25 protein-coding genes are annotated in these 25,971 nt (G+C 68.9%); 17 read left to right on the top strand and 8 right to left on the bottom strand.

The genetic code is table 11. The features are described 5' to 3' along the window. Positions 1-60: 60 nt before the first annotated feature. The 7 genes from EV653_RS20325 to EV653_RS20295 all read left to right on the top strand — a co-directional run bounded on the left by EV653_RS20325 (position 61) and on the right by EV653_RS20295 (position 7,875). Complete coding sequence (locus EV653_RS20325) at positions 61-1,446, top strand: ABC transporter substrate-binding protein (RefSeq protein ID WP_134105311.1); 1,386 nt, start codon at positions 61-63, stop codon at positions 1,444-1,446. Between the two features lie 12 nt (positions 1,447-1,458). Beyond that, positions 1,459-2,421: a carbohydrate ABC transporter permease gene (locus EV653_RS20320; protein WP_134105310.1), complete on the top strand. Its 963-nt coding sequence runs from the start codon at positions 1,459-1,461 to the stop codon at positions 2,419-2,421. After that, positions 2,418-3,263, top strand: a complete 846-nt coding sequence (locus EV653_RS20315; protein ID WP_134105309.1) for a carbohydrate ABC transporter permease — start codon at positions 2,418-2,420, stop codon at positions 3,261-3,263. The genes EV653_RS20320 and EV653_RS20315 overlap by 4 nt, the downstream gene beginning before the upstream one ends. After that, positions 3,260-4,723: a mannitol dehydrogenase family protein gene (locus EV653_RS20310; RefSeq protein WP_134105308.1), complete on the top strand. Its 1,464-nt coding sequence runs from the start codon at positions 3,260-3,262 to the stop codon at positions 4,721-4,723. Before EV653_RS20315 ends, EV653_RS20310 begins: the two co-directional genes overlap by 4 nt. A 9-nt stretch (positions 4,724-4,732) precedes the next feature. Then, positions 4,733-6,175 carry a xylulokinase gene (gene xylB / locus EV653_RS20305; RefSeq protein ID WP_134105307.1) on the top strand — a complete coding sequence of 481 codons (1,443 nt, stop codon included), beginning with the start codon at positions 4,733-4,735 and terminating at the stop codon, positions 6,173-6,175. A gap of 15 nt (positions 6,176-6,190) precedes the next feature. After that, complete coding sequence (locus tag EV653_RS20300; RefSeq protein ID WP_134105306.1) at positions 6,191-6,688, top strand: YkvA family protein; 498 nt, start codon at positions 6,191-6,193, stop codon at positions 6,686-6,688. Between the two features lie 311 nt (positions 6,689-6,999). Then, positions 7,000-7,875: a LysR family transcriptional regulator gene (locus tag EV653_RS20295; protein WP_134105305.1), complete on the top strand. Its 876-nt coding sequence runs from the start codon at positions 7,000-7,002 to the stop codon at positions 7,873-7,875. On the opposite strand, the gene EV653_RS20290 is transcribed toward EV653_RS20295, so the two are convergent. Further along, the gene (locus EV653_RS20290; RefSeq protein WP_238159914.1) at positions 7,872-8,576 is read right to left on the bottom strand and encodes a TetR/AcrR family transcriptional regulator; all 705 of its coding nucleotides are present in this window, start codon (positions 8,574-8,576) and stop codon (positions 7,872-7,874) included. The genes EV653_RS20295 and EV653_RS20290 overlap by 4 nt on opposite strands. A gap of 73 nt (positions 8,577-8,649) precedes the next feature. Here EV653_RS20290 and EV653_RS20285 point away from each other — a divergent pair, with 73 nt between their 5' ends. From EV653_RS20285 to pepN, 3 genes are read left to right on the top strand one after another with little or no spacing between them, the layout of a single operon-like run. Then, positions 8,650-9,726: an FAD-dependent oxidoreductase gene (locus EV653_RS20285; protein ID WP_134105304.1), complete on the top strand. Its 1,077-nt coding sequence runs from the start codon at positions 8,650-8,652 to the stop codon at positions 9,724-9,726. Positions 9,727-9,735: 9 nt separating this feature from the next. Continuing rightward, positions 9,736-10,110 (top strand): hypothetical protein, encoded by a 375-nt coding sequence (locus EV653_RS20280; RefSeq protein ID WP_134105303.1) that lies wholly within the window; start codon positions 9,736-9,738, stop codon positions 10,108-10,110. Between the two features lie 10 nt (positions 10,111-10,120). After that, positions 10,121-12,553: an aminopeptidase N gene (pepN, locus tag EV653_RS20275; RefSeq protein ID WP_134105302.1), complete on the top strand. Its 2,433-nt coding sequence runs from the start codon at positions 10,121-10,123 to the stop codon at positions 12,551-12,553. A gap of 3 nt (positions 12,554-12,556) precedes the next feature. On the opposite strand, the gene EV653_RS20270 is transcribed toward pepN, so the two are convergent. Beyond that, entirely contained in the window at positions 12,557-13,096 is a 540-nt protein-coding gene (locus EV653_RS20270) for an RNA polymerase sigma factor (RefSeq protein ID WP_134105301.1), read from the bottom strand. Positions 13,097-13,148: 52 nt separating this feature from the next. Between EV653_RS20270 and EV653_RS20265 the strand changes: the two genes are divergently transcribed. Both EV653_RS20265 and EV653_RS20260 read left to right on the top strand, forming a co-directional pair. Further along, positions 13,149-14,177, top strand: a complete 1,029-nt coding sequence (locus tag EV653_RS20265; RefSeq protein WP_134105300.1) for a serine/threonine-protein kinase — start codon at positions 13,149-13,151, stop codon at positions 14,175-14,177. 17 nt (positions 14,178-14,194) lie between these two features. Then, positions 14,195-14,794 (top strand): hypothetical protein, encoded by a 600-nt coding sequence (locus EV653_RS20260; protein WP_134105299.1) that lies wholly within the window; start codon positions 14,195-14,197, stop codon positions 14,792-14,794. Here the strand turns inward: EV653_RS20260 and EV653_RS20255 are convergent. Genes EV653_RS20255 through deoC form a run of 4 tightly spaced genes read right to left on the bottom strand, consistent with a single transcriptional unit; the run spans position 14,788 to position 19,068 of the window. Beyond that, the gene (locus tag EV653_RS20255) at positions 14,788-15,801 is read right to left on the bottom strand and encodes a S66 family peptidase (RefSeq protein WP_134105298.1); all 1,014 of its coding nucleotides are present in this window, start codon (positions 15,799-15,801) and stop codon (positions 14,788-14,790) included. The two genes, EV653_RS20260 and EV653_RS20255, sit on opposite strands and share 7 nt — an antisense overlap. Positions 15,802-15,804: 3 nt before the next feature. Continuing rightward, the gene (locus tag EV653_RS20250) at positions 15,805-16,650 is read right to left on the bottom strand and encodes an aldehyde dehydrogenase family protein (RefSeq protein ID WP_238159913.1); all 846 of its coding nucleotides are present in this window, start codon (positions 16,648-16,650) and stop codon (positions 15,805-15,807) included. A 19-nt stretch (positions 16,651-16,669) separates the two neighbouring features. Then, positions 16,670-18,106 carry an aldehyde dehydrogenase family protein gene (locus EV653_RS20245; RefSeq protein WP_134105296.1) on the bottom strand — a complete coding sequence of 479 codons (1,437 nt, stop codon included), beginning with the start codon at positions 18,104-18,106 and terminating at the stop codon, positions 16,670-16,672. Positions 18,107-18,111: 5 nt separating this feature from the next. Continuing rightward, positions 18,112-19,068 carry a deoxyribose-phosphate aldolase gene (deoC, locus tag EV653_RS20240; RefSeq protein WP_134105295.1) on the bottom strand — a complete coding sequence of 319 codons (957 nt, stop codon included), beginning with the start codon at positions 19,066-19,068 and terminating at the stop codon, positions 18,112-18,114. A gap of 209 nt (positions 19,069-19,277) precedes the next feature. Between deoC and EV653_RS20235 the strand changes: the two genes are divergently transcribed. The 4 genes from EV653_RS20235 (at position 19,278) to EV653_RS20220 (ending at position 22,418) form a co-directional block, all read left to right on the top strand. Further along, a complete protein-coding gene (locus EV653_RS20235; protein WP_134105294.1) occupies positions 19,278-19,838 on the top strand; it encodes a PH domain-containing protein in 561 nt (186 codons plus the stop codon). A gap of 2 nt (positions 19,839-19,840) precedes the next feature. Next, positions 19,841-20,737: an alpha/beta hydrolase gene (locus EV653_RS20230; RefSeq protein ID WP_238159912.1), complete on the top strand. Its 897-nt coding sequence runs from the start codon at positions 19,841-19,843 to the stop codon at positions 20,735-20,737. Positions 20,738-20,849: 112 nt separating this feature from the next. Beyond that, a complete protein-coding gene (locus EV653_RS20225) occupies positions 20,850-21,800 on the top strand; it encodes a neutral zinc metallopeptidase (protein ID WP_134105293.1) in 951 nt (316 codons plus the stop codon). A gap of 168 nt (positions 21,801-21,968) precedes the next feature. Further along, positions 21,969-22,418, top strand: a complete 450-nt coding sequence (locus EV653_RS20220; RefSeq protein WP_134105292.1) for a hypothetical protein — start codon at positions 21,969-21,971, stop codon at positions 22,416-22,418. Between the two features lie 35 nt (positions 22,419-22,453). Here EV653_RS20220 and EV653_RS20215 read toward each other — a convergent pair whose 3' ends face one another. Both EV653_RS20215 and EV653_RS20210 read right to left on the bottom strand, forming a co-directional pair. After that, positions 22,454-24,088 (bottom strand): phospho-sugar mutase, encoded by a 1,635-nt coding sequence (locus EV653_RS20215; RefSeq protein WP_134105291.1) that lies wholly within the window; start codon positions 24,086-24,088, stop codon positions 22,454-22,456. 10 nt (positions 24,089-24,098) lie between these two features. Further along, the gene (locus EV653_RS20210) at positions 24,099-24,560 is read right to left on the bottom strand and encodes a gamma-glutamylcyclotransferase (protein ID WP_134105290.1); all 462 of its coding nucleotides are present in this window, start codon (positions 24,558-24,560) and stop codon (positions 24,099-24,101) included. Between the two features lie 31 nt (positions 24,561-24,591). Here EV653_RS20210 and EV653_RS20205 point away from each other — a divergent pair, with 31 nt between their 5' ends. After that, a complete protein-coding gene (locus tag EV653_RS20205) occupies positions 24,592-25,971 on the top strand; it encodes an NAD(P)H-quinone dehydrogenase (protein WP_134105289.1) in 1,380 nt (459 codons plus the stop codon).

Here is a 25,971-nt window from a genome sequence, read left to right as displayed (position 1 = left end):
ACTCTTGACAGGTCAAGTCCCTTCCTAGTTCACTCATCCTGTGAGCAGAGGCGTGCTCAAATGAGCGGAGCGAGGGAGCGGCTAGTGCCCGGACGAAGGCTTACGGCGGTCGGCATCGCGCTGGTACTCAGTGCGGCCAGCGGGTGCGCCGGCTGGGGCGGTGGCGCCGGTGGCGGCGACAGCGCCGACAGCATCAACGTGCTGATGGTGAACAACCCGCAGATGGTCGACCTGCAGAAACTCACCGCCGACAACTTCACCAAGCAGACCGGCATCCACGTGAACTTCACCGTGCTCCCGGAGAACGACGTCCGGGACAAGATCAGCCAGGAGTTCTCCAGCCAGGCCGGTCAGTACGACGTGGCGTCGGTCAGCAACTTCGAGATCCCGATCTATGCCAAGAGCAAGTGGATCGCCCCGCTGTCGGACTACATCGACAAGGACGCGTCGTTCGACCAGGACGACATCCTCAAGCCGATGACCCAGTCGATGACCGCGGACGACGGCAAGATCTACGGCGAACCGTTCTACGGCGAGTCGTCGTTCCTCATGTACCGGAAGGACATCCTGGCCGCCAAGGGCGTGACGATGCCGGCCAAGCCGACCTGGCAGCAGGTCGCGGATATCGCGGCCAAGGTCGACAACGCCCAGCCCGGCATGCGCGGCATCTGCCTGCGCGGCCAGCCCGGCTGGGGTCAGCTGTTCGCCCCGCTCACCACCGTCGTGAACACCTTCGGCGGCACGTGGTTCACCCAGGACTGGCAGGCCCAGGTCAACTCGCCCGAGTTCACCGAGGCGACCAAGTTCTACGTCGATCTGGTCCGCGCGCACGGCGAGGCGGGCGCACCGCAGGCCGGCTTCACCGAGTGCCTGAACAACACCATCCAGAGCAACGTCGCGATGTGGTACGACGCAACGTCGGCGGCCGGCTCGCTCGAGGCGCCGAAGTCGCCCGTGAAGGGCAAGATGGGCTACGCGCCCGCTCCGGTCGTGAAGACCGACAGTTCGGGCTGGCTGTACGCGTGGGCCTGGGGTATCCAGGAAGCCTCGAAGAAGAAGGACAACGCCTGGAAGTTCATCTCCTGGGCCTCCGGCAAGGACTACGAGAAGCTGGTCGGCCAGAAGGTTGGCTGGTCCAACGTTCCGGCCGGTAAGCGCGCGTCGACGTACGAGATCCCGGAGTACGTGAAGGAGGCGGCTGCGTTCGCCGAGCCGACCAAGTCGGCGATCGAGAACGCCGACCCGAAGAACCCGGGCACCCAGCCGCGGCCGGCGCCGGGGATCCAGTTCGTCGACATCCCGGAGTTCCCGGACCTCGGGACCCAGGTCAGTCAGGACGTGAGCTCGGCGATCGCCGGGCGGATGAGCGTCGACGAGGCTTTGAAACGCGGGCAGACGCTCGCCGACGACGTCGCCGAGCGGTACCGCTCGCGCGCAGCGAAGTGAGGGGTGCGGCTCATGTCCATTGACGCCAAGAAGCCTGCGGCCGTCAAGCCGAGCCGGCGTACGGCGCCGCCCGGCTCGGAGGGCACGGTCATGCGCAAGGCCGGTGACTGGGCCCGGCGCGGTCCGTTGCTGCCGGCGCTGGTCTTCATGATCATCGTGACCCAGCTGCCGTTCGTGGTCACGATCATCGTGTCGTTCATGAACTGGAACGCCTACTACCCCGACGAGCGCGGGTTCGCCGGCATCGACAACTTCCGCCGGGTGCTGACCGACGTGAACACCCGGCACGCGATCTGGGTGACGATCGTGCTCACCGCGGGTGTCGTCCTGATCAGCCTCGTGCTCGGTCTGCTGATCGCATTGCTGCTGGACCGCAAGTTCCGCGGTCGCGGTGCGGTCCGGACGATGATGATCACGCCGTTCCTGATCGTGCCCGTCGCCGCGGCCCTGCTGTGGAAGCATGCGCTGTACAACCCGACGTACGGCTTGTTCAACGGCGTGCTGAAGTGGATCTTCGGTGACAACGCGCCGCAGCCGGACTGGATCAGCAACCAGCCGTTGTGGTCGATCATCTTCGCGCTGGTCTGGCAGTGGACGCCGTTCATGATGCTGATCCTGCTGGCCGGTCTGCAGAGCCGGCCGCTCGACGTGATCGAGGCGGCCGGGATCGACGGCGCGAACCAGTGGGAGATCTTCCGCTACATGACGCTCCCGCACCTGCGGCAGTACCTCGAGCTGTCCGCACTGCTCGGCTCGATCTACGTCGTACAGAACTTCGACGCGGTCTTCACGATCACGTCCGGCGGTCTCGGTACGGCGAACCTCCCGTACACGATCTACCAGACCTTCTACACCGCACACGACTACGGCCGGGCCTCGGCCGCCGGCGTCATCGTCGTGATCGGCACGATCGCGATCGCGACGTTCGCGCTGCGGTCGGTGTCCACCCTGTTCCGAGAGGAGACCCGTCGATGAGTGGGCAGGTGACGATCGTTACCGGCAAGAAGAACCGGGGTGGCGGGTTCGTCCTGTCCGGGGTGGCCTGGATCGTGGGCATCCTGTTCGTGCTGCCGGTGCTGTGGATGCTGCTGACGTCGTTCCACTCCGAGGAGGACGCGGCGAAGAACCCGCCGGACATCGCGGCGCCGCTGACACTCGACGGCTACCGCTCGTTCTTCGACACCGGACCGTGGCCGTCGATCGCGAACTCGCTGACCGCGAGCATCCTGTCCACCGCGCTGGTCATCCTGCTCGCGTTCCCGGCGGCGTACGCGCTGTCGATCCGGCCGGTGAAGAAGTGGACCGACGTGCTGTTCTTCTTCCTGTCCACGAAGATGCTGCCGGTGGTGGCCGGCCTGCTGCCGATCTACCTGTTCGCGCAGTCGGTCGGGTTCCTGGACAACATCTGGCTGCTGATCATCCTGTACACCTCGATGAACCTGCCGATCGCGGTCTGGATGCTGCGCAGCTTCCTCTCCGAGGTGCCGGTCGAGATCCTCGAGGCGGCCTCCGTCGACGGGGCGTCGCTGACCCGCACGCTGCGGTCCGTGGTCGCACCGGTCGTCACACCGGGTATCGCCTCGGCCGCGCTGATCTGCTTCATCTTCAGCTGGAACGAGCTGCTGTTCGCCCGGGTGCTGACCGGCACAGTGGCGCAGACCGCGCCGGTGTTCTTGACTGGGTTCGTGACCAGCCAAGGATTGTTCCTCGCCAAAGTCTGTGCCGCGTCGATCGTGGTGTCGCTGCCGGTGCTGATCGCCGGGTTCGCCGCACAGGACAAGCTCGTCCAGGGTCTGTCGCTGGGGGCGGTCAAGTGAAACTGGCTACTGCCGCTCTCGATGCCCTCGGCAATGACGTCGGTGTGCCCTCCTACGACCGTACGGCGGTGACGCCGGGGATCGTGCACTTCGGCGTCGGGGGGTTCCACCGGGCGCACCAGGCGATGTACCTGGACCGGTTGATGAACGACGGGAAGGCGCTGGACTGGGGGATCGTCGGTGTCGGGGTGCTGCCTCAGGACCGGCGGATGTACGACGTCCTGTCGGCGCAGGACCACCTGTACACGTTGGTCGTCAAGCATCCCGACGGAACCCTCGAGCCCCGGGTGATCGGGTCGATCGCCGGCTACCTGTTCGCGCCGGACGATCCGGAAGCGGTGCTCGCCCGGATGGTGGATCCGGCGACGCGGATCGTGTCGCTGACGATCACCGAGGGCGGGTATCACGTGAACCAGGTGACGGGCGAGCTCGATGCGTCCGACCCCTCGCTGGCCGCCGACCTGGAGCCGGGCGCGACGCCGGGGAGCGCGTTCGGGTTCATCGTCGAGGCGCTGGCACGGCGGCGGGCGGCCGGCGTACCGCCGTTCACCGTGATGTCGTGTGACAACATCCCGGGCAACGGGCACGTCGCGCGCAAGATGATCGCGAGCTTCGCGCGGCTGAAGGATCCGGATACCGCGGATTTCCTCGAGACCGAGGTCAAGTTCCCGAACTGCATGGTCGACCGGATCACGCCGGTGACCACCGACGCGGACCGGGAGGCGCTGGCCGAACGGTTCGGGATCGAGGACGGCTGGCCGGTGGTGTGCGAGCCGTTCACGCAGTGGGTGCTCGAGGACGACTTCGGTCTCGGCAGGCCGCCGTACGAGGATGTCGGTGTACAGATCGTCGAGGACGTCGAGCCGTACGAGCTGATGAAGCTGCGGCTGCTGAACGCCTCGCACCAGGCGCTGTGCTACCTCGGGTTTCTGGCCGGTTATCGGTACGCGCACGAGGTGTGTCAGGACAAGCTCTTCGTGGACTTCCTGCTCGGTTACATGGACAACGAAGGTACGCCAACGCTGCCGCCGGTGCCGGGGGTCGACCTTGACCGCTACAAGCACCAGCTGATCGAGCGGTTCGCGAACCCGGAGGTGCGGGACACGCTGGCGCGGTTGTGCGCGGAGAGCTCGGACCGGATCCCGAAGTGGCTGCTGCCGGTGGTGCGCGAGCAGTTGGCGGCCGATCGAGAGATCAAGCGGTCGGTGCTGGTCGTGGCGTCCTGGGCGCGGTACGCCGAGGGCACAGACGAGCAGGGCAATGCGATCGAGGTGGTCGACCGGTTGCGGGACAAGCTGGTCGAACGCGCGCAGCACAACCGGGAGGACCCGCTGGTGTTCATCTCGGATCCGGATCTGTTCGGCGATCTCGCGTCCGACGAGCGGTTCGTCACGCAGTACAAGGCTGCTCTGAAGTCGCTCCACGAGATCGGTGCCCGCGCCACCCTCGAAGCCCTGTAGCGTCGGAGCATGACTGAGCTGAGGCTGGTTGCCGGTGTGGACTGCTCCACCCAGGCGACCAAGGTTCTGGTGTGCGACGCCGAGACCGGCGCGGTGGTACGCGAGGGCCGGGCGCCACACCCGGACGCCACCCAGGTGGACCCCGCCGAGTGGTGGAAGGCGTGGGAGATCGCGTCCGACGGCCTGCTGGACGGGGTAGAGGCGATCGCGGTGGGCGGCCAGCAACACGGCATGGTCCTGCTGGACGACTCCGGCGAGGTAGTCCATCCCGCCGTCCTCTGGAACGACACCAGCTCGGCCGACGCCACCACCGAACTGATCGCCGAGCTGGGTGGCGCCGAGGCCTGGGCCGAAGCAATCGGCTCGGTCCCCGTGCCGAGCTTCACAGTCACCAAGCTCCGCTGGCTACGCGACGAAGCCGCCCGCGGAGCCGACGCGGTCAGGCGGGAAGCTGCGGTGCGGGCCGCGGCGGTTGTGCTGCCGCACGACTGGATGACGCATCGGCTGGCTGCTGATCGGACCGGTATCGAGGGGATCACCACCGATCGTGGAGACGCCTCCGGGACCGGGTGGTGGTCGGCGGCGACGAACAGTTATCGGACGGACCTGGTTGAGCTTGCGTTCGGGCGGCAGTTGGCGCTTCCGCGCGTCGCCGGGCCGGGCGAGATCGTCGGTCAGACGGCGTTCGGCGCGGCGATCGGCGCCGGCACCGGCGACAACGCGGCGGCGGCGCTGGGGCTCGACCTGCAGCCCGGCGATGTTGCCGTCTCCCTCGGGACCAGCGGTACGGCGTTCGCGCGGTCGGCCCACCCGACCGCGGACCCGACCGGCCTGGTTGCGGGCTTCGCGGACGCGACCGGCGAATACCTGCCGCTCGTGTGCACGCTGAACGCGGCTCGCGTGATGTCCGCGACCGCGAACATGCTCGGCCTCGACCTGGCCGAGTTCGACGAGGCCGCGCTCACCTCACCCGGCAGCGACGGCCTGGTGCTGCTCCCGTTCCTGGACGGCGAGCGTACGCCGGACCTCCCGCACTCCACCGGCCTGATCTACGGCCTGACCCGCGCAACCATGCAGCCCGCGACGATGGCCCGCGCAGCGGTCGAGGGCCTCCTCTGCGGCCTCGCCGACGCCGTCGACGCGCTCCGGGCCCAGGGCCTGCCCGTCCACCGGGTCCTCCTGCTGGGCGGCGGCGCCCGCTCCCGCTCCGTACAGGCCCTCGCTCCAGCCCTCCTGGGAGCCGAGGTCGTACTCCCCGAACCAGCCGAGTACGTCGCTCTGGGCGCCGCCCGCCAAGCAGCTTGGGCCCTCACCGGCGAGCTGCCGACCTGGCCGGTCCCGGTCGGCAAACCCGAGCCGGCGATCACCGTCGACGCCGCCAAGATCCGCGCCAACTACGAGCAGGTCCTCACCAACACCCGCCCGCTCCTGTCCCAGCCCTACAACCGCTGAGCCTACAGTTGGTGAATGGCGTACTTCGGTGGGTTTCTCGGGCTGATCGGGCTGCTGACCCTGATCTTCCGGGACGGGGACGTGGCCGGGATGCCAGCGGCACTGGTCGGCGGCGTACTGCTGGTCGTGGGTGTGGCGGTCGGCGCGTTCGGCGTCGTCTGGCGGCGTCGCGTCCGACGGCGCAAGATCGCCCGCGGCGAGCCGGTGCCGGTCGGGGACATCTTCCAGCGCGCCCGCGCCCTGCCGCGGCTGCTCCGGGACGTCCGCCAGGGCGCGTACGCCGACCTGCCGAAGAGCCGGCCGTTCGTCTGGGTACTGGCGCTCGTCTACCTGATCTCGCCGATCGACATCCTGCCCGACGTGCTGCCGCTGATCGGTGTGACCGACGACGCCGGCGTCGCCGTCTGGCTGCTCACCAGCGTGTCGACGGCTACCGGCCTCTACCTCAACCGCGAGCGCGAACGTCAGCGTCTGGGTCATCGCGACCTCGGCAGCGGCGGACCCACTCACTGATATCAGCCGCCGCCTCCTCGGGATACTCGTAGGCGAACAGTTGTAAGGAGTCGGTCGGCGCGGCCGGGTCGGCGAGTCGATCGGCGGCTTCCGTCAGTTGGTGAGCCGCCGCGAGCACGCGAGCAGCTTGCCGGCGGGCCTCGGTCGGGTCCTCGAGCGTGACTGCCGCGGCCGCCAGATCGGCGACCTCGCAGGCCTGATAGGCCATTGCCAGCTGAGCGCGGTTCACCTTTCGAGGATCAGGGCTGCAACCGCCTTCCACAATGCGCGATCTCCGTAGCCAGCCTCAGGCTGAGACGTAGGCTGATGCCATGCGCTACGACCTCGATGATCTCCGGCTCTTCACCCAGGTCGCGGCAGAGGGCTCGATCACCGCCGGTGCGCGAGTGATGCACCTCAGCCTGCCTTCGGCCAGTGCCCGGGTCAGAGCCCTCGAGGCGCAAGCCGGCGTACCGCTCCTGATCCGCGAGCGTCGCGGCGTCCGGCTGACTCCCGCGGGGGCCACGCTGGCCCGGCATGCCCGCGAGGTCCTCGCCGAGACGACCCGATTGGACAACGCGGTCGCGTCGTACGCGGTCTCCAGCACCGCCCCGATCCGGCTCGTCGCCGGCGGTTCGGCAATGCACCAGCTCGTCCCGGTCGCCCTCGCCACGTTCCTCCGCGAGCACCCGGAGTACGACGTCAACGTCAGCGAGCGGCGTACCGTCCGCAGCGTCCGGCTCCTCGCCGCCGGAGAGGCCGACCTCGGCGTGATCCTCGACGACGAACCGACCTCGCTGCGGACCGAACCGCTGGCCGACGACTCGCTGGTCGTCGTCGGCCAGGCCGGCGGTACCCTCGCCGGCCGCACCTCGATCGCGTACTCCGAGGTTGCCGAGCATCCGCTCGTCGGACTCGACCGCAACTCCCCGCTCACGCAATGGATGGACGAGCGCCTCGGCCCGCACGCGCCGGCGCCGCGTTACCGCACTGTCGTGCCGACCCTGCACATGCTGATCACCCTCGCCACCGCCGGCGCCGGTCTGGCGATCGTTCCGCGCCGGGCCGTCGACGCGATCGCAGCGCTCGACATCTGCCCGCTGCAGGACGCGTGGTCAACCCGCGCACATCTCCTCTGCTACGCCGCCGACGCCCCCGAGTCCGCCCACCTGCTCGCAAGCCACCTCCACGCCGCGGCCGGTGCCTAGGTGCCCAGGCTGCTCCTGATGCCTTCCAGCAGGTAGGTCAGGCCGAGCTCGAACACCTCGTCGGCTTGCAGATGGGGTGCGTCGTGGACCCATTCCTCCATCGCGGGATAGTCACCGGTCGCGAACATCCGGAGCAGGTAGGGCGCCGTCGCATGCTGCCACTGCCGCTGGTCGAGTCCGCTGGCGCGCTGGGCCCGGCGCTCGGCGACCTCCTTGCGGACTGCGCCGATCACGTAGACGTTCAACGCCGCAAGGGCACCGGTGACAGTGCCGAGATCGTCGAGCCCGGTGGAACGCAGAGCGGTCAGCGACGCTTCGCCGTGGGCGAGGGTCGCCGGACCGAGATGCGGCCGGCCGCCGAGCAGCTCCGCGAACCATTCGTGCCGCAGGGCTACGCCCCGGATCCCCGTGGCGATCGATCGGAGGACGGCGTCCCAGGTCGCTCCGGCCGGCGCCGGAACTTCCGCGTACGCGGCGTCGACCATCAGCGTGAGCAGCTCGTCCTTGGTGTCGACGTACCGGTAGAGGCGCATCGGGCCGGCGTCGAGCGCGCCGGCGACCTTCCGCAGTGACACCGCGTCCAGCCCGTCGGCGTCGGCGAGGTCGATCGCGGCACGGACGATCCGCTCGCGGCTGAGCGGGCTCGGGCGGCGCCGTTCGGTCGGCTCGGGCCGCTCCCAGATCAGCGGGCTGTCGGTCACCGGCAAAACGATACACTCGTGTCGTTCGATACAGTGTATAAATCAATACACTGTATCGAGAGAGGAGCGCGGCATGATCGCGATCATCGGCGGCGGTCCGGGCGGTCTCACGCTCGCGCGGATCCTGCACGTCCACGGCATCGACTCCGTCGTGTTCGAGCGCGACGCGTCCGGCGACGCCCGCAGCCAGGGCAGCATGCTCGACCTGCACACCGACACCGGTCAGGCCGCTCTCCGGACGGCCGGTCTCGAGCGGGAGTTCCTCGCGGCCGCGCGCGGCGAAGGGCAGGACCTGCGAATGCTGGACCACACCGGCACGATGCTGCTCCAGGAGGACACTCCGGACGACGCGCCGATGCTGCGCCCGGAGATCGACCGCGCCGACCTGCGGGACATCCTGCTGAGCTCACTCCCCGCGCACACGGTCCGCTGGGGAAGCGTCTTCACTCATGCGGAAGCACACGAGGGCGGATACCTCCTGCACTTCGCCGACGGCAGTACGGCGACCTGCGAGCTACTGGTCGGCGCGGACGGCGCGAACTCCCGGGTCCGTGCGCTGCTCACCGACGTCGAGCCGACGTACTCCGGCAAGGTGGTCGTGCAGAGCTCGATCCACGATGCCGACCGGACCCAGCCTGAACTGGCCGAGATGGTTGGTCGCGGCAACTACTGGGCGTTCGGCCCGGACCGGATGCTGGGCGCGCAACGCAACGGCAACGGCGTGGTCCAGGTCAGCGTCTCGATCTACGGCCCGTCCGACCTGGACCCGGCGGCCGCGACCGACCTTCCGGACGAGTGGGCTCCGCAGTTCCGGCGCTTGCTGGCCGCTTGCGACGAGCCGTTCGTCGTGCGCCCGGCGTACCTCCTGCCGATCGGTCTGACCTGGCCGCGCCGATCGGGTGTGACCCTACTCGGGGATGCGGCGCACCTGATGCCGTCGCACGGTGAAGGCGCGAACCAGGCCATGCGGGACGCGGCCGAGCTCGCGCAGGCGATCGCCGCGCATCCGGACGACCTGGACGCCGCGCTGGAGCAGTACGAGCCGGCCATGCTCGAGCGCACCGCCAAGGTCGCGGAGAGCTCGGCGGAGGTCGCGAAGATGATGTCCGGGCCCGATGCCGCGCAGAAGGTGCTCGCGTTCTTCAGCTAGCGTGCGGGTATGGACGAGGTCGGCATTCCGCTGCAGGCGTTCGGTGCGCTGCTGCACAGCCAGAACATCGGCATGGTGTGCCGGGCGCTGAACATGTACCAGGTGGCCGCGGCGTACACGCGGGTGAGCGGCGGCAACCCGCTCGAACCGATGGCCGACGAGGTCCGTGGGGTCGCGCGCGAGATCCTCGCCCATCCGCCGGCCGCGGCCGGCGACGACCTCCGGGCCGGCTTCGATCACGTGAGCGCGTTGAACGTGCTGACCGTTCTCGCCGAGCCTGCGGACGCCGAGCTGATCGCGGCGGTGCTCGAGAACACGACGAACGAAGAAATTCGCGCGGTGGCGCAGCTCGCGGCGGCCAAGGCTCACACCCCGCCGGGATAGCGTGCCATTCATGCGCGCGCTCACAGTAGAAGAGGCCCGGCAACGGGCGGCGGACCTGGACCTGCGGTCGTACGAGGTGGCGTTCGACCTCACCGGCTCGGGGGACACCTTCGTCACGACCAGCCGGATCCGCTTCGGCGCCACGAGCACCACTAGTTGGGTGGACGTGAAGCCCGAGCGGCTGATCAGCGTCGTACTCAATGGTGAGTCGCTCGATGTCGACGCACTCGACGGCGGCCGCTTCCCGCTCACCGGGCTGACGGCCGAGAACGAGCTCGTCGTGACTGCCGAGCTCAAGTACTCCGCGGACGGCGAGGGCCTCGTGCGGTCCGTGGACGCCGCCGACGGACGTGTCTACACCTACGGCATGTCGTCGCTCGAGTCCGCCCCGCGGTACTTCCCCTGTTTCGATCAGCCCGACCTCAAGGCGCCGTACACGATGACGGTGAAGTGCCCTGAGGACTGGGTCGTCCTGGGTAATGGCGCCGCCACGCAGACCGCGGCAGGGGAGTGGGCGCTCGCCGAGACCAAGCCGCTGTCGACGTACTTCGTCACGCTCGTCGCCGGCCCGTACCACCTGATCCGCAGCGAGTACGACGGGATCCCGCTCGGACTAGCCTGCCGCCGATCGCTGCACGAACACCTGGAACGCGACGCCGAGAATCTGTTCCGGACCACCCGGGAAGCGTTCGACGCGTATCACGGGATGTTCCGGCAGCGGTACCCGTTCGGCGAGTACTGGCAGGTCTTCGTGCCGGACTTCAACCTCGGCGCGATGGAGAACCCGGGCTGCGTCACGGTCTCCGACGACTTCGTGTTCCGCGGCCCGGTGACCGAGGCCGAACGCAGTACCCGCTCGCGGGTGCTGGTGCACGAGATGGCGCATATGTGGTTCGGCGACCTGGTCACGATGAAGTGGTGGAACGATATGTGGCTGAACGAGTCGTTCGCCGAATACATGGCGCACCGGGTGTCGGAGGACGCGACCAGCTACGGCGGCAACTGGACGGATTTCGCGTTCGTGCGGAAGTGGTGGGGGCTGCAGACGGACCAGAGCAGTTCGACGCATCCGGTCGCGCCGGACAGTCTGAAGGACGCGCGGCAGTCGCTCGACGACTTCGACGGGATCTCGTACGCCAAGGGCGCGGCAGTGCTGAAGCAATTGGCGAAGTACCTGGGCGACGACGTGTTCCTCAAGGGGGTCAATGCGCATCTGGAGGCGCATGAGTACGGGAACGCGGATCTGGGCGAGTTCATCGAGAAGTTGACCGAGGCCGGCGCACGGGACCTGGATGCATGGTCGGACCAATGGTTGCGGACGTCCGGGTTGGACACGATCACGGTCGAGCGGACGGACGCCGGAGTCGTCCTCCATCGGAAGAGCCCCGATGACTCGCGACGGCTGCACAAGTTGAGCGTCGGTGGGTATGCCGAGAGCGGATCGGCAACCTTGACGGATGTAGTGCTGGCCGAGGACTCGGCAGAAGTTGCTCTGAGCAACGATGTGGTGGTGGCGGACGCGAACGACGACACCTGGGCGAAGATCCGGCTGGACGCCGTCAGTCTGGCGAACCTGCCGGTGGTGCTGCCGAAGATCGCGGACAGCACGACCCGTGCGGTGGTCTGGAACTCGGTCCGGGACTCGGTGGCGGATGCCGAGTTGGACCCTCGGCGGGCGCTCGAACTGTTCGTTGCCGCTCTTCCGCAGGAGGACAGCGACATCGCGGTCGGCTCGTTGACGCAGTGGCTGGAGGGGCGGGTGCTCGGCCGCTACCTGGACTACGAGCAGTACCGCGGGCCGGTGGCCGATGCACTCGGCAACAAGCTGACGACCACGGTGCCCGGAAGTAGCCTGCAGTTGATTGTCGCTCGGACGTTCGTGGCGACGACCGATGATGCCGAGCTGCTGACCTCCTGGCTCAACGGTGGTGCTCCGGACGGTTTGGTCGTCGACGCGGATCTGCGGTGGATGATCGTCCTTCGACTGGTCCGTCTCGGCGCGTTCGGCGCGGCCGAGATCGACGCCGAGCTGGCCCGGGACAAGTCGACGGAAGGTGTGACGCACGCGGCCCGCTGCCGCGCGGCGCTGCCCGGCGGCAAGGAAGCGGCCTGGACCCGGATCATGACCGACCCGGCGATCGGCGTACAGGAACTGCTCGCCACCGCGGACGGTTTCTGGCATCCGTCCCAGAGCGCCGTCACCGCGCCGTACGTGCGGCGGTTCTTCACCGACATCCCGCGGACCGCGGAGATCCGGGCCGGGATGGTCGTCGGCCTGACCGCGACCCGGATCGCCCCGAAGTACGCGATCGACGAGCAGTTGATCGCGCCGGCCGAGGCGCTGATCGCGGACCAGAGCGTGGTCTCGGGCATCCGCCGGCAGACGGCCAACTTCCTCGACGACCTCCGCCGGGCGGTGGCGGTGCGCCGTACGTTCGGCTGAGGCCTAGCGGACGGTGAGACGTTCCGCGACGGCCTTGCGGGCCTGGTGGATCCGGGCCTTCACGGTCCCGAGCGGGACGTCGAGCTCGTCGGCGATCTCGGCGTACGACAGCGCGCCGAGATCGCGCAACACCAACGGCTGGACCAGCTGCGGGTGGCTGGACTCGAGCGACTCGAGGGCCTCCAGCAGGTCGAGGCGGGAGCCGGCGATCACCGACGTGGTGCGCGGGTCGACCGACTCGGGCAGCACCTCGGCGGACTGCTCGACCGAGCGGCGCTTCAGCGACCGGTAGGTCTGGCGGGCCTGGTTGGTGGCCACGACCGTCACCCAGCCCGCGAAGCTGCCGGTGCCCTTGAACGTGTGCACCTTGTTGGCCACCTGCAGCAGGGTGTCCTGGACCGCCTCCTCGGCGTCCTCGCGGTACGGCAGGAACTTCGCCACCCGACGCTGCACCTGCGGCCGGATGGCCTGCAGGAGTTGTGGAAGCACTGTCTTGTCCCCCGACGCCGCGCGGGCCGCAAGTTCTTCCAACTCCTCGGTCATGCTCCCCCTTTTGAGCCCCGTTTGAGCTCGGTTGTGGTCGACAATAGCCCGGATGGATGTCATCGGACGGTACCGGTTACGGGACAAGATCGGCGCAGGCGCGTTCGCGACCGTGTGGCGGGGGTACGACGACGACCTGGATGTCGACGTCGCCGTCAAGGTCCTCGCGGACAACTGGGCGTCGCGCGCCGACGTGCGCGAACGCTTCCTGTCCGAGGCACGCCTGATGCGGCGGATCGCCAGTGACCGGGTCGTCCGGGTCTTCGACCTGGGCAAGCTCGACGACGGCCGCCCGTACTTCGTGATGGACTACATCGGCGGCGGCACGCTCGGCGACGTACTCCGGCAAGGCCCGCTGGATGCCGTAGACGCGCTGTGGTGGGGCGCGGACCTGGCCCGAGCCGTGGCTGCGCTCCACGGCGAGGGCGTCGTACACCGCGATGTCACCCCGGCCAACCTGTTGCTCCGGCCGGGTGACGAGTCCGGCGGCGGCACCCATCGGATCGTGCTCGCCGACCTGGGCCTCGCGAAACGGGCCGCGGAGGCCTCGGGACTCACCCAGGCCGTCGGCACGCCGTCGTACATGGCGCCCGAGCAGGGCCGCGGCGACGGTGGCTTCGACGAGCGGGCGGACGTCTACGCGATCGGCGCGGTCACGTACGCGCTGATCACCGGGCATCCGCCGTACGTCGCGGGCTCGATCGGCGAGGTGCTCAACCGCGACCCTGATCTGCCGCCGCCGAGCCTGCGCCCGGTGCTGCACGACTCGCTCGGGCCGCTCGACGACATCTTCGGACGGGCGCTGGCCTATCGCGTCGAAGACCGCTGGGAGCGCGCGGATACGCTGGCCGAGCGGCTCGAGGCGGAGGCCTACCGGCTCGAGCAGGAGGCCCCGCAGCGCGCCGAGGAGCGCACCGCGATCACCGACGAGGACCTGGACACCACGGTCGCGACGGATGCAACGGACGCGACGGATTCGCCGGTACGGCGACATCGCCGGACGCGGATGTGGTTCCTGCTGGCGCTGCCGGTCGTTTTCGTGGCAGCCGGAGTCGGCGGTTGGTTCCTCTTCGGGCGGTGACTTCGTAGAGTAGTCATATGGCTACTTACTGCAGTTTTGCGGTGACTCTCGCCTTGCTCGCGCCCATCAATGCTCAACCGATTGCCACTTATGCGTGCCGGGCGAACACCAAGTTCGGCCAGCACACTGTTTCGCTGCGCCAAGCCGTGAACGCAACCGCGCCGGCGACCGTCCGGCCGAATACCCGCTTCACCGTCGCCGTCGACCTTCAGCCGGGGACGCTGCCGAGCGAGGTCAAGGGCTTCAAACTCCAAGAGGTCCGCGACCTGGCCCTCCGCCTCCCGGTCCCGGCCAACACGTCGTACGTCAGCGCAAAACTGTCCGGCGGTTCAGGGCTGAACTCCACCCCGTCGGTGCAACTCGACGGCGCCGACGTCGTGATCAAGGTCCCCGGCCCGATCCCCGGCGGCGCCAACTACGAACTCCCGACCCTCGCGGTCCGCCTCAAGTCCGGCCGCCGCGGTACCACCGTCGAAACCAAACTCAGAGGCACCAGCTACAACGACCCCGGCCTGACCTTCCAAGCCAAGATCAAGTGGAAGTTCCTCACCACGACCGCTCCCGTGTCCTGCTACCCCAACCCGAACCCGGCCCTCACCAGGACCCGCGTTCAGTAGACGACCGTGATCCGTTCCGCGGCCGGGTCGAGCCGGATCTGGCCGCCGTACGGAAGCACGAACTGCGGGTCCGTGTGGCCGATGTCCAGGCCCTTCACGACCAGGGCGGTCGGGTTGTACTCCGCGAGCGCCCGGTCGACGGCGAGGTACTGGCCGGTGACGTAGGCGAAGGACTGCTCCGGCGTCAGCTCCTGGAAGAGCGACGTGGACTTCGGGCGGCCCCACAGGACCGCGTCGAAGCGTTCCAGCAGGCCGCGTTCGCCGAGGTTGCGGAGCATTCGGTAGACCGCCTCGGACGTCGGCATCTCCTCGCTGGTCTCGCCGAAGAACACGCCGCCGTACGACTCGGTCGGGAGCATCCAGCGGTTGGCGGACAGCTGCCAGTCGAGGATCTCGATGCAGCCGCCCCAGAGCTTCCCGCTGACAGTCTGCGTGCCGCTCCACGTCCACCCGGTGCCAGGGAACAGCGGCGGCTCGGTCGCGAGATTCTCCGGGACTGCCCAGTCGTGGTCGACGTCGGTCCACCCCTCGGCCGGCGTCAGGTCGAACTCGCCGCCGGTGAACATTGCCGCGCGCAACGAACGCTCGGTGTCCGGGTGCAGCGCGCCGCCACGGCCGAACTGCACCATCACGCTGCCGCCGTGGAAGGCCGGCAAACCCAATGTGTGCAGGAAGTTGAGCAGGTTCGTGTTGTCGCTGTACCCGAAGAACGGCTTCGGGTTCGCCTGGAAGACGGCCGGGTCCAGGTACTTCAGCACGGTGAGCTGGTCGTCGCCGCCGATGCTCGCGAACACCGCGCGGATCGACGGATCCGACCACGCCTCGTGCAGATCGTCGGCGCGCTCCTCCGGCGTGGACTGAAGCTTCCGGGTCGTCGGATACTCGACCGGGTGCAGGCCGAAGTCGTCGCGCAGCCGCCGCAGCCCCAGCTCGTACGGCCCGGGAAAGACCTCCGGCAGCCCCCGGGACGGCGAGACGATCGCGACCCGGTCACCTGGCTTCAGCAAGGATCAAACTCCGATCGGGTGCCAGACGGTCTTCAGCTCGAGGTACTGCGTGAGCCGCGACAGGCCCTGGTCCGCGGACCAGTCCTCCTCGGCGGGACGGCGTACCCGCTTGAGGTTGTCGGCCGCGGCGATCTCGAGCTCGGTCGCCTCCTCGGGATCGACGATCCCGCACAGGTCGATCGCGTTCACGTCCATGTGCGACGCCAGCCACGGGCCGACCTCGGACGCCGAACCGGTGAGGATGTTGACCACGCCGCCCGGTACGTCGGAGGTCGCCATCACCTCGCCCAACGTGATCGCCGGCAGCGGCCGCTCGTACGACGAGACTGCGACGACCGTGTTACCGGAGACGATCGCCGGCGCGATCACGCTGGTCAGACCGAGCAGGCTGGAGTCCTGCGGCGCGAGCACCGCGACCACACCTGTTGCCTCGGGCAACGAGAAGTCGAAGTACGGCCCGGCGACCGGGTTGCTGGAGCCGACCACCTGGGCGAGCTTGTCGGCCCACCCGGCGTACCAGACCCAGCGGTCGATCGACGCGTCCACGACCACCCGGGCCTTGGAGATCGACAGCCCTTCGGACTGCGAGACCTCCAAGCTGAACTGCTGGTGCCGGCCCTCCATCACCTCGGCGATCCGGTACAGCACCTGACCCCGGTTGTACGCCGTCCGCGCGTGCCAGCCGGCGAACGCCTTGCGGGCCGCGACGACCGCGTCCCGGGCGTCCTTGCGGGAGGCCTGCGACGCGTTCGCCAGGAACTTGCCCTTGGCATCGGTCACGACGTACGACCGGCCGGACTCGCTGCGCGGGAAGGCGCCGCCGACGTAGAGCTTGTAAGTCTTGCGCACTTCCAGCCTCGGAGTGTCCTTAGTGGGCAAGGTAGGCCTCCAGACCATGGCGACCGCCCTCGCGGCCGTAGCCCGACTCCTTGTACCCGCCGAACGGCGAGGTCGGGTCGAAGCGGTTGAACGTGTTCGCCCAGACCACGCCGGCGCGCAGCTGGTTCGCCATCCAGAGGATCCGCGATCCCTTGTCGGTCCAGATCCCGGCGGAGAGGCCGAACGGCGTGTTGTTCGCCTTCTCGACCGCCTCCTGCGGAGTACGGAACGTCAGCACGGACAGTACCGGGCCGAAGATCTCCTCGCGGGCGATCCGGTGCGCCTGCGACACCCCGGTGAAGACGGTCGGCGGGAACCAGTAACCGTTGGCCGGCAGCTCGCACTCCGGCGACCAGCGCTCGGCGCCCTCGTCCTCGCCGATCTGCGACAGCTCGCGGATCTTCGCCAGCTGGGCGGCGGAGTTGATCGCGCCGATGTCGGTGTTCTTGTCGAGCGGATCTCCGACGCGCAGCGTGCCCATCCGGCGCTTCAGTCGCGCGAGCACCTCGTCGTACACGCTCTCCTGGACGAGGAGCCGCGAGCCTGCGCAGCAGACGTGTCCCTGGTTGAAGAAGATGCCGTTGACGATGCCCTCGATGGTCTGGTCGATCGGCGCGTCCTCGAAGACGATGTTCGCCGCCTTGCCGCCGAGCTCGAGCGTGACCGCCTTGTGCGTGCCCGCCACCGACTTGGCGATCGCCCGGCCGACCTCGGTCGAACCGGTGAACGCGACCTTGTCGACGTCCGGGTGCTCGACCAGCGCCTGCCCGGTCCGGCCGGCGCCGGTGACGATGTTCACCACGCCCGGCGGCAGATCGGCCTGCTGGCAGATCTCCGCGAACGCCAGCGCTGTCAACGGAGTCGTCTCGGCCGGCTTGAGCACGACGGTGTTGCCGGCCGCCAGCGCCGGGGCGATCTTCCACGCCAGCATGAGCATCGGGAAGTTCCACGGGATCACCTGGCCCGCGACACCCCACGGCTGCGGATCGTCGCCGACACCGGCGTACTCGAGCTTGTCGGCCCAGCCCGCGTAGTAGAAGAAGTGTGCGGCGACCAGCGGGATGTCGACGTCGCGGGACTCGCGGATCGGCTTGCCGTTGTCGAGCGACTCCAGCACCGCCAGCTCACGCGAGCGCTCCTGGATCAGCCGCGCGATCCGGAACAGGTACTTCGCCCGGTCCTTGCCGCTCATCGGGCCCCAGACCTTCTCGAAGGCCTTGCGGGCCGCGCGAACGGCCTTGTCCACATCGGCGGGACCGGCCTCGCTCACCTCGGCGAGCACCTCTTCGGAGGCAGGCGACACGGTCTTGAACGGCTTGCCGTCGGTGGCGTCGGTGAACTGCCCGTTGATGAACAGGCCGTACGACGACTTGATGTCGACGATGGCCCGCGACTCGGGGGCCGGTGCGTACTCGAATCTGCTCATGCCTGTCAGTCCAAGGTGAAGTAGTCGGGGCCCGGGTAGTGCCCGGTGGCCAGCTTGGTGCGTTGCATCAGCAGGTCGTTCAGCAGGCTGGAGGCCCCGAAACGGAACAGCTCCGGGTCCAGCCAGTCCGGCCCGGCGGTCTCGTTGACCGTGACCAGGTACTTGATCGCGTCCTTCGCCGTCCGGATCCCGCCGGCCGGCTTGACGCCGATGCGCAGCCCGGTGGCCTCGTGGTAGTCGCGGACCGCCTCCAGCATCACCAGCGTCACCGGCAGCGTCGCGGCCGGGGACACCTTGCCGGTGGAGGTCTTGATGAAGTCGGCGCCGGCCAGCATCGCCAGCCAGGACGCCCGGCGCACGTTGTCGTAGGTGACCAGTTCGCCGGTCTCCAGGATCACCTTCAGGTGCGCGTCGCCGGCGGCCTCGCGGATCGCGGTGATCTCGTCGAAGACCAGACCGTAACGCCCCGAGAGGAAGGCGCCGCGGTCGATCACCATGTCGACCTCGTCGGCGCCCGCCGCGACTGCGTCCTTGGTGTCCTGGACCTTGATCGCGAGGCTGGAACGCCCGCTGGGGAAGGCGGTCGCGACACTCGCGACGTTGATCCCGGAGCCCTTCAGCTCGTGCTTCGCGGTGGCGACCAGGTCCGGATAGACACAGACGGCGGCGACCTGCGGAGCGGTCGGGTCGGCCGGGTCGGGCCGTTTCGCCTTCGCACACAGGGCCCGCACCTTGCCGGGAGTGTCCTGGCCCTCCAGCGTGGTCAGGTCGATCATCGAGATCGCCAGGTCGAGTGCGTAGGCCTTGGCGGTGGTCTTGATCGACCGGGTGCCCAGGGTGGCGGCCCGGGCCTCGGCGCCGACCTGGTCGACGCCCGGCAGTCCGAGCAGGAACCGGCGCAGCCGGTCCTCGGACGAGGTCACGTCGGCCAGGCTGTCGACGCCGCTGTCGAGTGTGGTCACCTTGGGCAGTCTAGCCGTGGGCGGCGGCCCCGCGCCTACTGCGCGGCACTCGGCACGGCACCTCGGCGCACGGGAGGAAAGGCCACGATGAACCACATCGAGGCCTTCCCTCCCGCACGCCGAGCTACCGCACCGAGCACCTGCTCGCTACGGCGCGGGACCACCGCCCACGGCTAGTGCCGTTCCCGACAGCCAGTTACTTTGTCCCGGTGAAGTCGAAGTCGCCCGAGAGCGAGCAGTACCTGTCTGCGTCGAACCGGATCACCGGGGCCATCGTCCTGGTGATCGGGGTCCTCGGCCTGATCGACGTGGCCCTGGAGTGGCGGACCGCCACCGGGCTGCTGGTCGGCTGCATCATCGCGATCTTCATGGTGCTCGCGTACGTCGGCCTGATGCGGCCGTCGGTGACGCTCAGCCCCCAGAATCTACTGCTGCGTAACCATCTGCGCGATCGCCTGATCCCGTGGTCGGAGGTGACCGGCGCCGATGTGACCGACATCCTCCGGGTGCACACCGAGGAGAACCGTTTCCGCGCGCCCGGCGTCCAACTGATCATGCGCGACCTTCGCAAGCAGCGTGTCGGCGGCCGGAAGCTGGCGGCGGACAACTCCCTGTCCAAGGCCGACTTCGTGGTCAACCGGATCGAGACCCTGCAGGGCCAGTACTCCGAGCAGTCGCGAGGTGAGGTGATCACCAGCTGGGCCAAGCCCGAGCTGATCGCGATCGGAGTCCTCGCCGTGGTCGCGATCGTGGCCGCGCTGGCCCGCTGAGCGTGCTCGGTCGTCGCGTCCTTCTCCGCACGGCGGTCGCGGCGGGGATGGTCGGAGTCGCCGGGGTAGCGGCTCTCGAGACCGGCGCGATTCCCGGCCGGGCGCGGCTGCACGAGGCGCTCGGCCTCACCGGCCCGGACGGCGTCGTACCCGATGTGCCTGCCGGTCCGGTGGTATCGGGCAGCTTCAACTCCTTCGGCCGCCGTACCGAGGTCGGCTACAGCATCATCTATCCGGACGGGTACGACGCCTCGGTGACCCTGCCCGTCGTACTCGTCCTGCACGGTCGTGGGGGCGACCACACATCGGCGATCAACGACCTCGGCATCGACCGGTACCTGACCGCGACGGTCCGGGCGGGTACGCCGGCCTTCGCGCTCGCGACCGTCGACGGCGGCCCGAACAGCTACTGGCACCGACGGGCCGACGGCAACGATCCCGGCTTCATGCTGGACCAGGAATTCCTTCCCCTGTTGGCCGATCGCGGTCTGCGCACCGGTCGGTACGGCGTCCTCGGCTGGTCGATGGGTGGGTACGGAGCCCTGCTCTGGGTGGCTTTGCAGTACTGGCAGCGACGGGTCCGGCCGGGTTCGCGAGCGGTCGCGGTCGGGGCCCTCAGCCCGGCGCTCTACCGCGAGTACGACGAAGTACAGCCCGGAGCGTTCGACGGGCCCGAGGACTTCGACCAGAGCCAGGTGTTCGGCCGGCCGGTCGGCTTCCGCGATGTTGCTGTCCGCATCGACTGCGGCCGGGACGATCCGTTCGCACCGGCCGCGCACGAGCTGCGCGAGCAACTGCACGCGGCCGGCGGACAGCAGGCCGGGGCCCACACCCCTGGTTACTGGCGGCGTATGCTCCCTGACCAGTTGCGATTCCTGGGCGGAAAACTGGGCCAGTGAGGGGAACTGTGGCGCGAATCGCCGCGTCAGAGCCCGTGTTCAAGCTCGGGTGAACCCCTGTGCACCCCAGGATTGGTCCGACAGGTCCCTAGACACATCGAGAGTGGAGCTCATGGTCAACCTCTCCCGCATCACCCTGCGTGGCGTGGCCACGGTCGGTGCCCTGGCCGGCTTCGCCGCGCTGGCGCTGCCCAACGCCCAGGCCGCGCAGACCTCCAGCACGACGACGACTGCCGCCACGCAGGCCGCCGACACGAAGCCGATCGAGATCGGCACGGGTCTGGTGGCCGGTCCGCCGCCGGCTGGAGACGGACTCACCACGAAGTCGTCGCTGACGAACGTCGTGCGTTACAACAAGCTGTACAAGACCGGCGCGATCCCCACGTCGAACTGCAAGGAGCTCAACGTCTCGCTGCGCACGTTCGCGGGAGTCGTCGCCTATGAGAACAACCTCTACAAGTGCCTCTACGGCTCCTGGGCCCTGCCGCTGAAGCAGGCCGGCGCGGCGTACAAGGTTGCTCCGAAGCTGGTCGTCCACAACTCGAGCGCGGTCAACTCGAAGTGTGGCGTGGTCACCGGTGGTACTGCGTTCTTCTGCGGTGTCGACAACGGCTACATCTACGTCCCGGCGTACGTGATCATGAACTACTGGGCGCAGAGCCCGACGATGGCACGGGCGTACGCGACGTTCACGCTGTCGCACGAGTACGGTCACCACGTCCAGTGGCTCACCGGCATCCTGAACGCGTCCTGGGCGCGGCAGCGGGCCTTCAGCACCTACGCGGCGCAGCTCGAGGAGAGCCGTCGTCGTGAGCTGCAGGCGTCCTGCCTCGGCGGTGCTGTGGACGGCGCGAACAAGCGCAACTACCCGTTCAGCGGCGGCTTCATGACCCAGTACAACTGGGTGATCAGCAACAGCGGCGACCAGCCGGGCGGCGTGCGGGACCACGGTTCGATCAAGAACCACGCCTTCTGGGTGACCGCCGGCTTCAACGCGCGGCACAGCTACACGGTCGCGGGCAACTGCAACACCTTCAACGCGAGCTCGGCGTACGTCGCCTGATCTCGCCGCGATTCCGACGTAACTCAGCCGCCTGGTACGCGTTGCCGTACCGGGCGGCTGTTGCGTTTTGGCGACACCCGCACGATCTGCGATCGTGTGGTTACTTGTTTCGGGTGCGGACGCCCTAGAGTTTCTGAGTCGAGCCTCGAACGGCAGGAGTCAAGGACAGTGAACTACGACGAGTTCAACACCGAGTACGCCAAGGTGCTGGACAAGATCAAGAGCGGTCGTTCCACCTGGTCGGAGCTGTCCGGGCACGTCACCCGGCTCCGGCAGGCGACGACCGGCATCACCTCACCGGTGGAGCGCACCCAGGTCGACCACGACCTCGCGGCGCTGAGCCAGATGGTGGACATGTCGCGGCGGACCAACGACAAGGAAGACGTCTGGACGGTCACGTCCGACGCGATCCGCAAGGCCAGCAGCCAGGAGGGTTCGGTCGCCGACCGGATCGCCCGGATCGAGGCCAGCATCAACGAGATCACCGCCCTCGCCAACCGCAACCCGGACGAGCGGGACGCGCTGATGCAGTCCACCAGCACGCTCCGCATCCTGCACTCGTCGCTGCAGAGCTCCCTGCGCACCGAGGAAGCCGAAGCCGCCGCAGCCGCACGCTGACGCCGGGGAGCCACCCGCCAGGTGCTCCCCAGCGGCTAGATCCCCAGCGCGGCCGACAGGGTCTGCTTGATGCCGGACAGGTTCTCGCCTGCCCGGCGCCGAGCATCAGCGACATCCGTGCTGACCGGCACGACCACTTCCAGGTAGCACTTGAGCTTCGGCTCCGTGCCGGACGGCCGGACGACGACGCGGGCCCCCTCGGACAGCGTGTACCGCAGGCCGTCCGTCGGGGGCAGTGATGCGGACCCCTGGCTCAGGTCGTCGATCCGTTCGACGGTGTAGTCGCCCAGTCTCGTGGGCGGCGTGGCGCGAAGCCGTTCCATTGCCTGAGCGATGAGCGACAGGTCGTCGACCCGCACCGACAGCTGGTCGGTCGCGTGCAGGCCGTGCTTGACCGCGAGATCGTCCAGCAGATCCTGCAACGTGCGCCCGGCGGCCTTCGCCTGCGCGGCCAGCTGCAGAACGCGGACCAGCGTCGATACGCCGTCCTTGTCCTTCACGGCCGCCGGATCGACGCAGTACCCGAGTGCCTCCTCGTACCCGAACACCAGGTCCGGCACCCGTCCGATCCACTTGAACCCGGTCAGCGTCTCGACGTACCGGACGCCGTACGACGCGGCGATCTTGCCGAGCAGCGACGACGACACGATCGAGCACGCGGCGACCCCGTCCGGCCGCGGCGCCAGCAGGAACTCGCCGAGCAGCGCGCCGAGCTCGTCACCGCGCAGCATCCGCCAGCCATTCTGGCTCTGCGGATCGGGGATGGCGACCGCGCACCGGTCCGCGTCCGGGTCGTTCGCGACCGCGATGTCCGCGCCGATCGAGCGGGCCAGCTCCAGCGCCGCGTCGATCGCGCCCGGCTCCTCCGGGTTCGGGAACGCGACGGTCGGGAAGTCGGGGTCCGGGTCGGCCTGGGACGCCACCACCTGCGGTGCGGCGAACCCCGCGCGGGCGACGGCTGCCTCGACGAGGGTCCGCCCGACGCCGTGCAGCGGCGTGTAGGCGACGTTCAGCTCGCGCGGCGCATCCGCCGGCACCAGGTCGGCGATGCGGTCCAGGTACGCGTTCAGGAGGTCGTCGCCGGCGGTCTGCCAGTCGTCGCCACGCGGCACCTCGGCCAGCGGGCCGACCGCGGCGATGGCGGCCGCGATCTCCGCGTCGGCAGGCGGCACGATCTGCGAGCCGTCGCCCAGGTAGACCTTGTAGCCGTTGTCCTGCGGCGGGTTGTGCGACGCGGTCACGACCACGCCCGCCACCGCGTGCAGGTGATTGATGCCGAAGGCGATCACCGGGGTCGGCGTCGGGCGGTCCAGCAGTACGGCGTCCAGCCCCGCGCCGCGGATCACGGCGGCGGTGTCCTGCGCGAACACGTCCGACTTGTGGCGCGCGTCGTACCCGATCAGGACCGGTCCGTCGGTGAGCCCCTTGGCCTTCAGGTACGCCGCGAGTCCGGCGGCGGCGCGGATCACCACGACCCGGTTCATCCGGTTCGGTCCGGCGCCGACGGCTCCGCGGAGGCCCGCCGTACCGAACTCGAGCGTGCCGGCGAAGCGGTCGGCCAGCTCGGTGGTGTCCCCGGAATCCAGCAGCGCCCGCAGCTCGGCGCGGGTGTCGGGGTCGGGGTCTTCGCTCAGCCAGGCGTCTGCGGCGGCCTTCAGATCTACGGTCACATTGCGAACTCTAATGACCCGACGACTGACAGGGGCGGGAACGCAGGTCCGCCACGTAGTCGTCCGGGGCGCCGGCGGCCTCGGCGGCCTCGGCGAGGATGCCCAGGTAGCGGGCGGAGGGCAGGCCGCCCTCGTAGGCGTTCAGCACGTACATCCAGGCCAGCTGCTCGCCGTCCAGGGTCTGCACCCGGACCTGGATCTTGCTGTAGACGTTCTGGTCGATCCACTCCCATTCGTCCAGGCGCTCGACGTCCTTCGGGTGGACGTCGTACAGCGCGACGAAGACCTGGTTGGCCGGGTCGGACGGGTCCTCGACCACGGTGGCCATCGAGCCCTCCCAGCCGAGCTCCTCGCCGCCGAAGGTGAGTCGCCAGCCGTGGATCCACCCGGTCCCGCGCAGCGGGGAGTACGGGCACCGCTCGGCCATCAGGTTCGGGTCCAGATTCGACGCAAACGCGGCGTACAGGGTCACGGAAAAAGAGGATACGGAACAATGGCCTCTTGTGGCGCGAGTTGTGATCATCGGTGGCGGTCCTGGCGGGTACGAAGCGGCGAGTGCGGCCGCCCAACTCGGCGGGGAGGTGACGGTCGTCGATTCCGACGGGATCGGCGGTTCCGGCGTGCGCACCGACGCCGTTCCGAGCAAGACCTTGATCGCCACCGCGGAGGTGATGACCGAGGTCGAGGAGGCCGGCGAGCTGGGAGTGCGGCTCGACGACGGTGACGACAATCCGGCCAACTCCGTGCGTGTCGATCTCTCCGTCGTCAACAAACGGGTCAAGGCGCTCGCGGCCGCCCAGTCCGAGGGCATCGAGCGCCGGCTGGACCGCGACAAGGTCCGGATCATCCGGGGCCGCGGCCGGCTCGACGGGCCGGAGACGGTGGTCGTCGGCGACGAGCGGCTGGACGCCGATGTGATCCTGATCGCTACCGGGGCAAGGCCGCGCATCCTCACGGGCTCGGAGCCCGACGGCGAGCGGATCCTCACCTGGGAGCAGGTCTACGAGTTGCAGGAACTGCCCGAGCGGCTGATCGTGGTCGGGTCCGGCGTCACGGGTGCGGAGTTCGCCAGCGCGTACGACGCACTCGGCAGCGACGTCGTCCTGGTGTCGTCCCGGGACCGGGTGCTCCCGGGCGAGGACGCGGACGCGGCCGCGGTGCTGGAGGACGTGTTCAAGCGGCGCGGGCTGACGGTCCTGAGCAAGTCGCGGGCCGAGTCGGTGAAACGGCAGGGCGACGGGGTCGTGGTGACCCTGACCGACGGTCGGAAGGTCGAGGGTTCGCATGCGCTGCTCGCGGTCGGATCGTTGCCGAACACCGACGACATGAATTTGGTCGAGTCGGGCGTGTCGCTGACCGACGGCGGGTTCGTGAAGGTCGACCGGGTCTCGCGGACCACCGCCCGCGGGGTCTACGCGGCCGGCGACTGCACCGGCGTACTCATGCTGGCCTCGGTGGCCTCGATGCAGGGCCGGATCGCGATGGCCCACGCCCTCGGGGACGCCGTCGCACCGTTGGACCAGTCAACGGTCTCCGCGAACGTCTTCACCGCGCCCGAGATCGCGACGGTCGGCCTCTCCCAGGCGGTGGTGGACGCCGGTGGCAGCACCGCGATGGTCGTCAAGGTCGCGCTGGCCGACAACGCCCGCGCCAAGATGCAGGGCGTCCGCGACGGCTTCGTCAAACTCTTCTGCCTGCCCAACACCGGCATCGTCGTCGGCGGCGTCGTCGTAGCGCCCCGAGCCAGCGAACTCATCCACCCGATCTCGCTCGCTGTGGCCGCCCGTCTCACCGTCGACCAGGTAGCCCAATCCTTCACCGTCTACCCGTCGATCTCCGGCTCGATAGCCGAAGCCGCCCGCAGGCTCCACCTGAGAAACTGA

Origin of the sequence: Kribbella pratensis (assembly GCF_004365355.1) — a bacterium.
GTDB lineage: Bacteria > Actinomycetota > Actinomycetes > Propionibacteriales > Kribbellaceae > Kribbella.
This window is presented reverse-complemented; position numbering and strand designations above follow the sequence as displayed.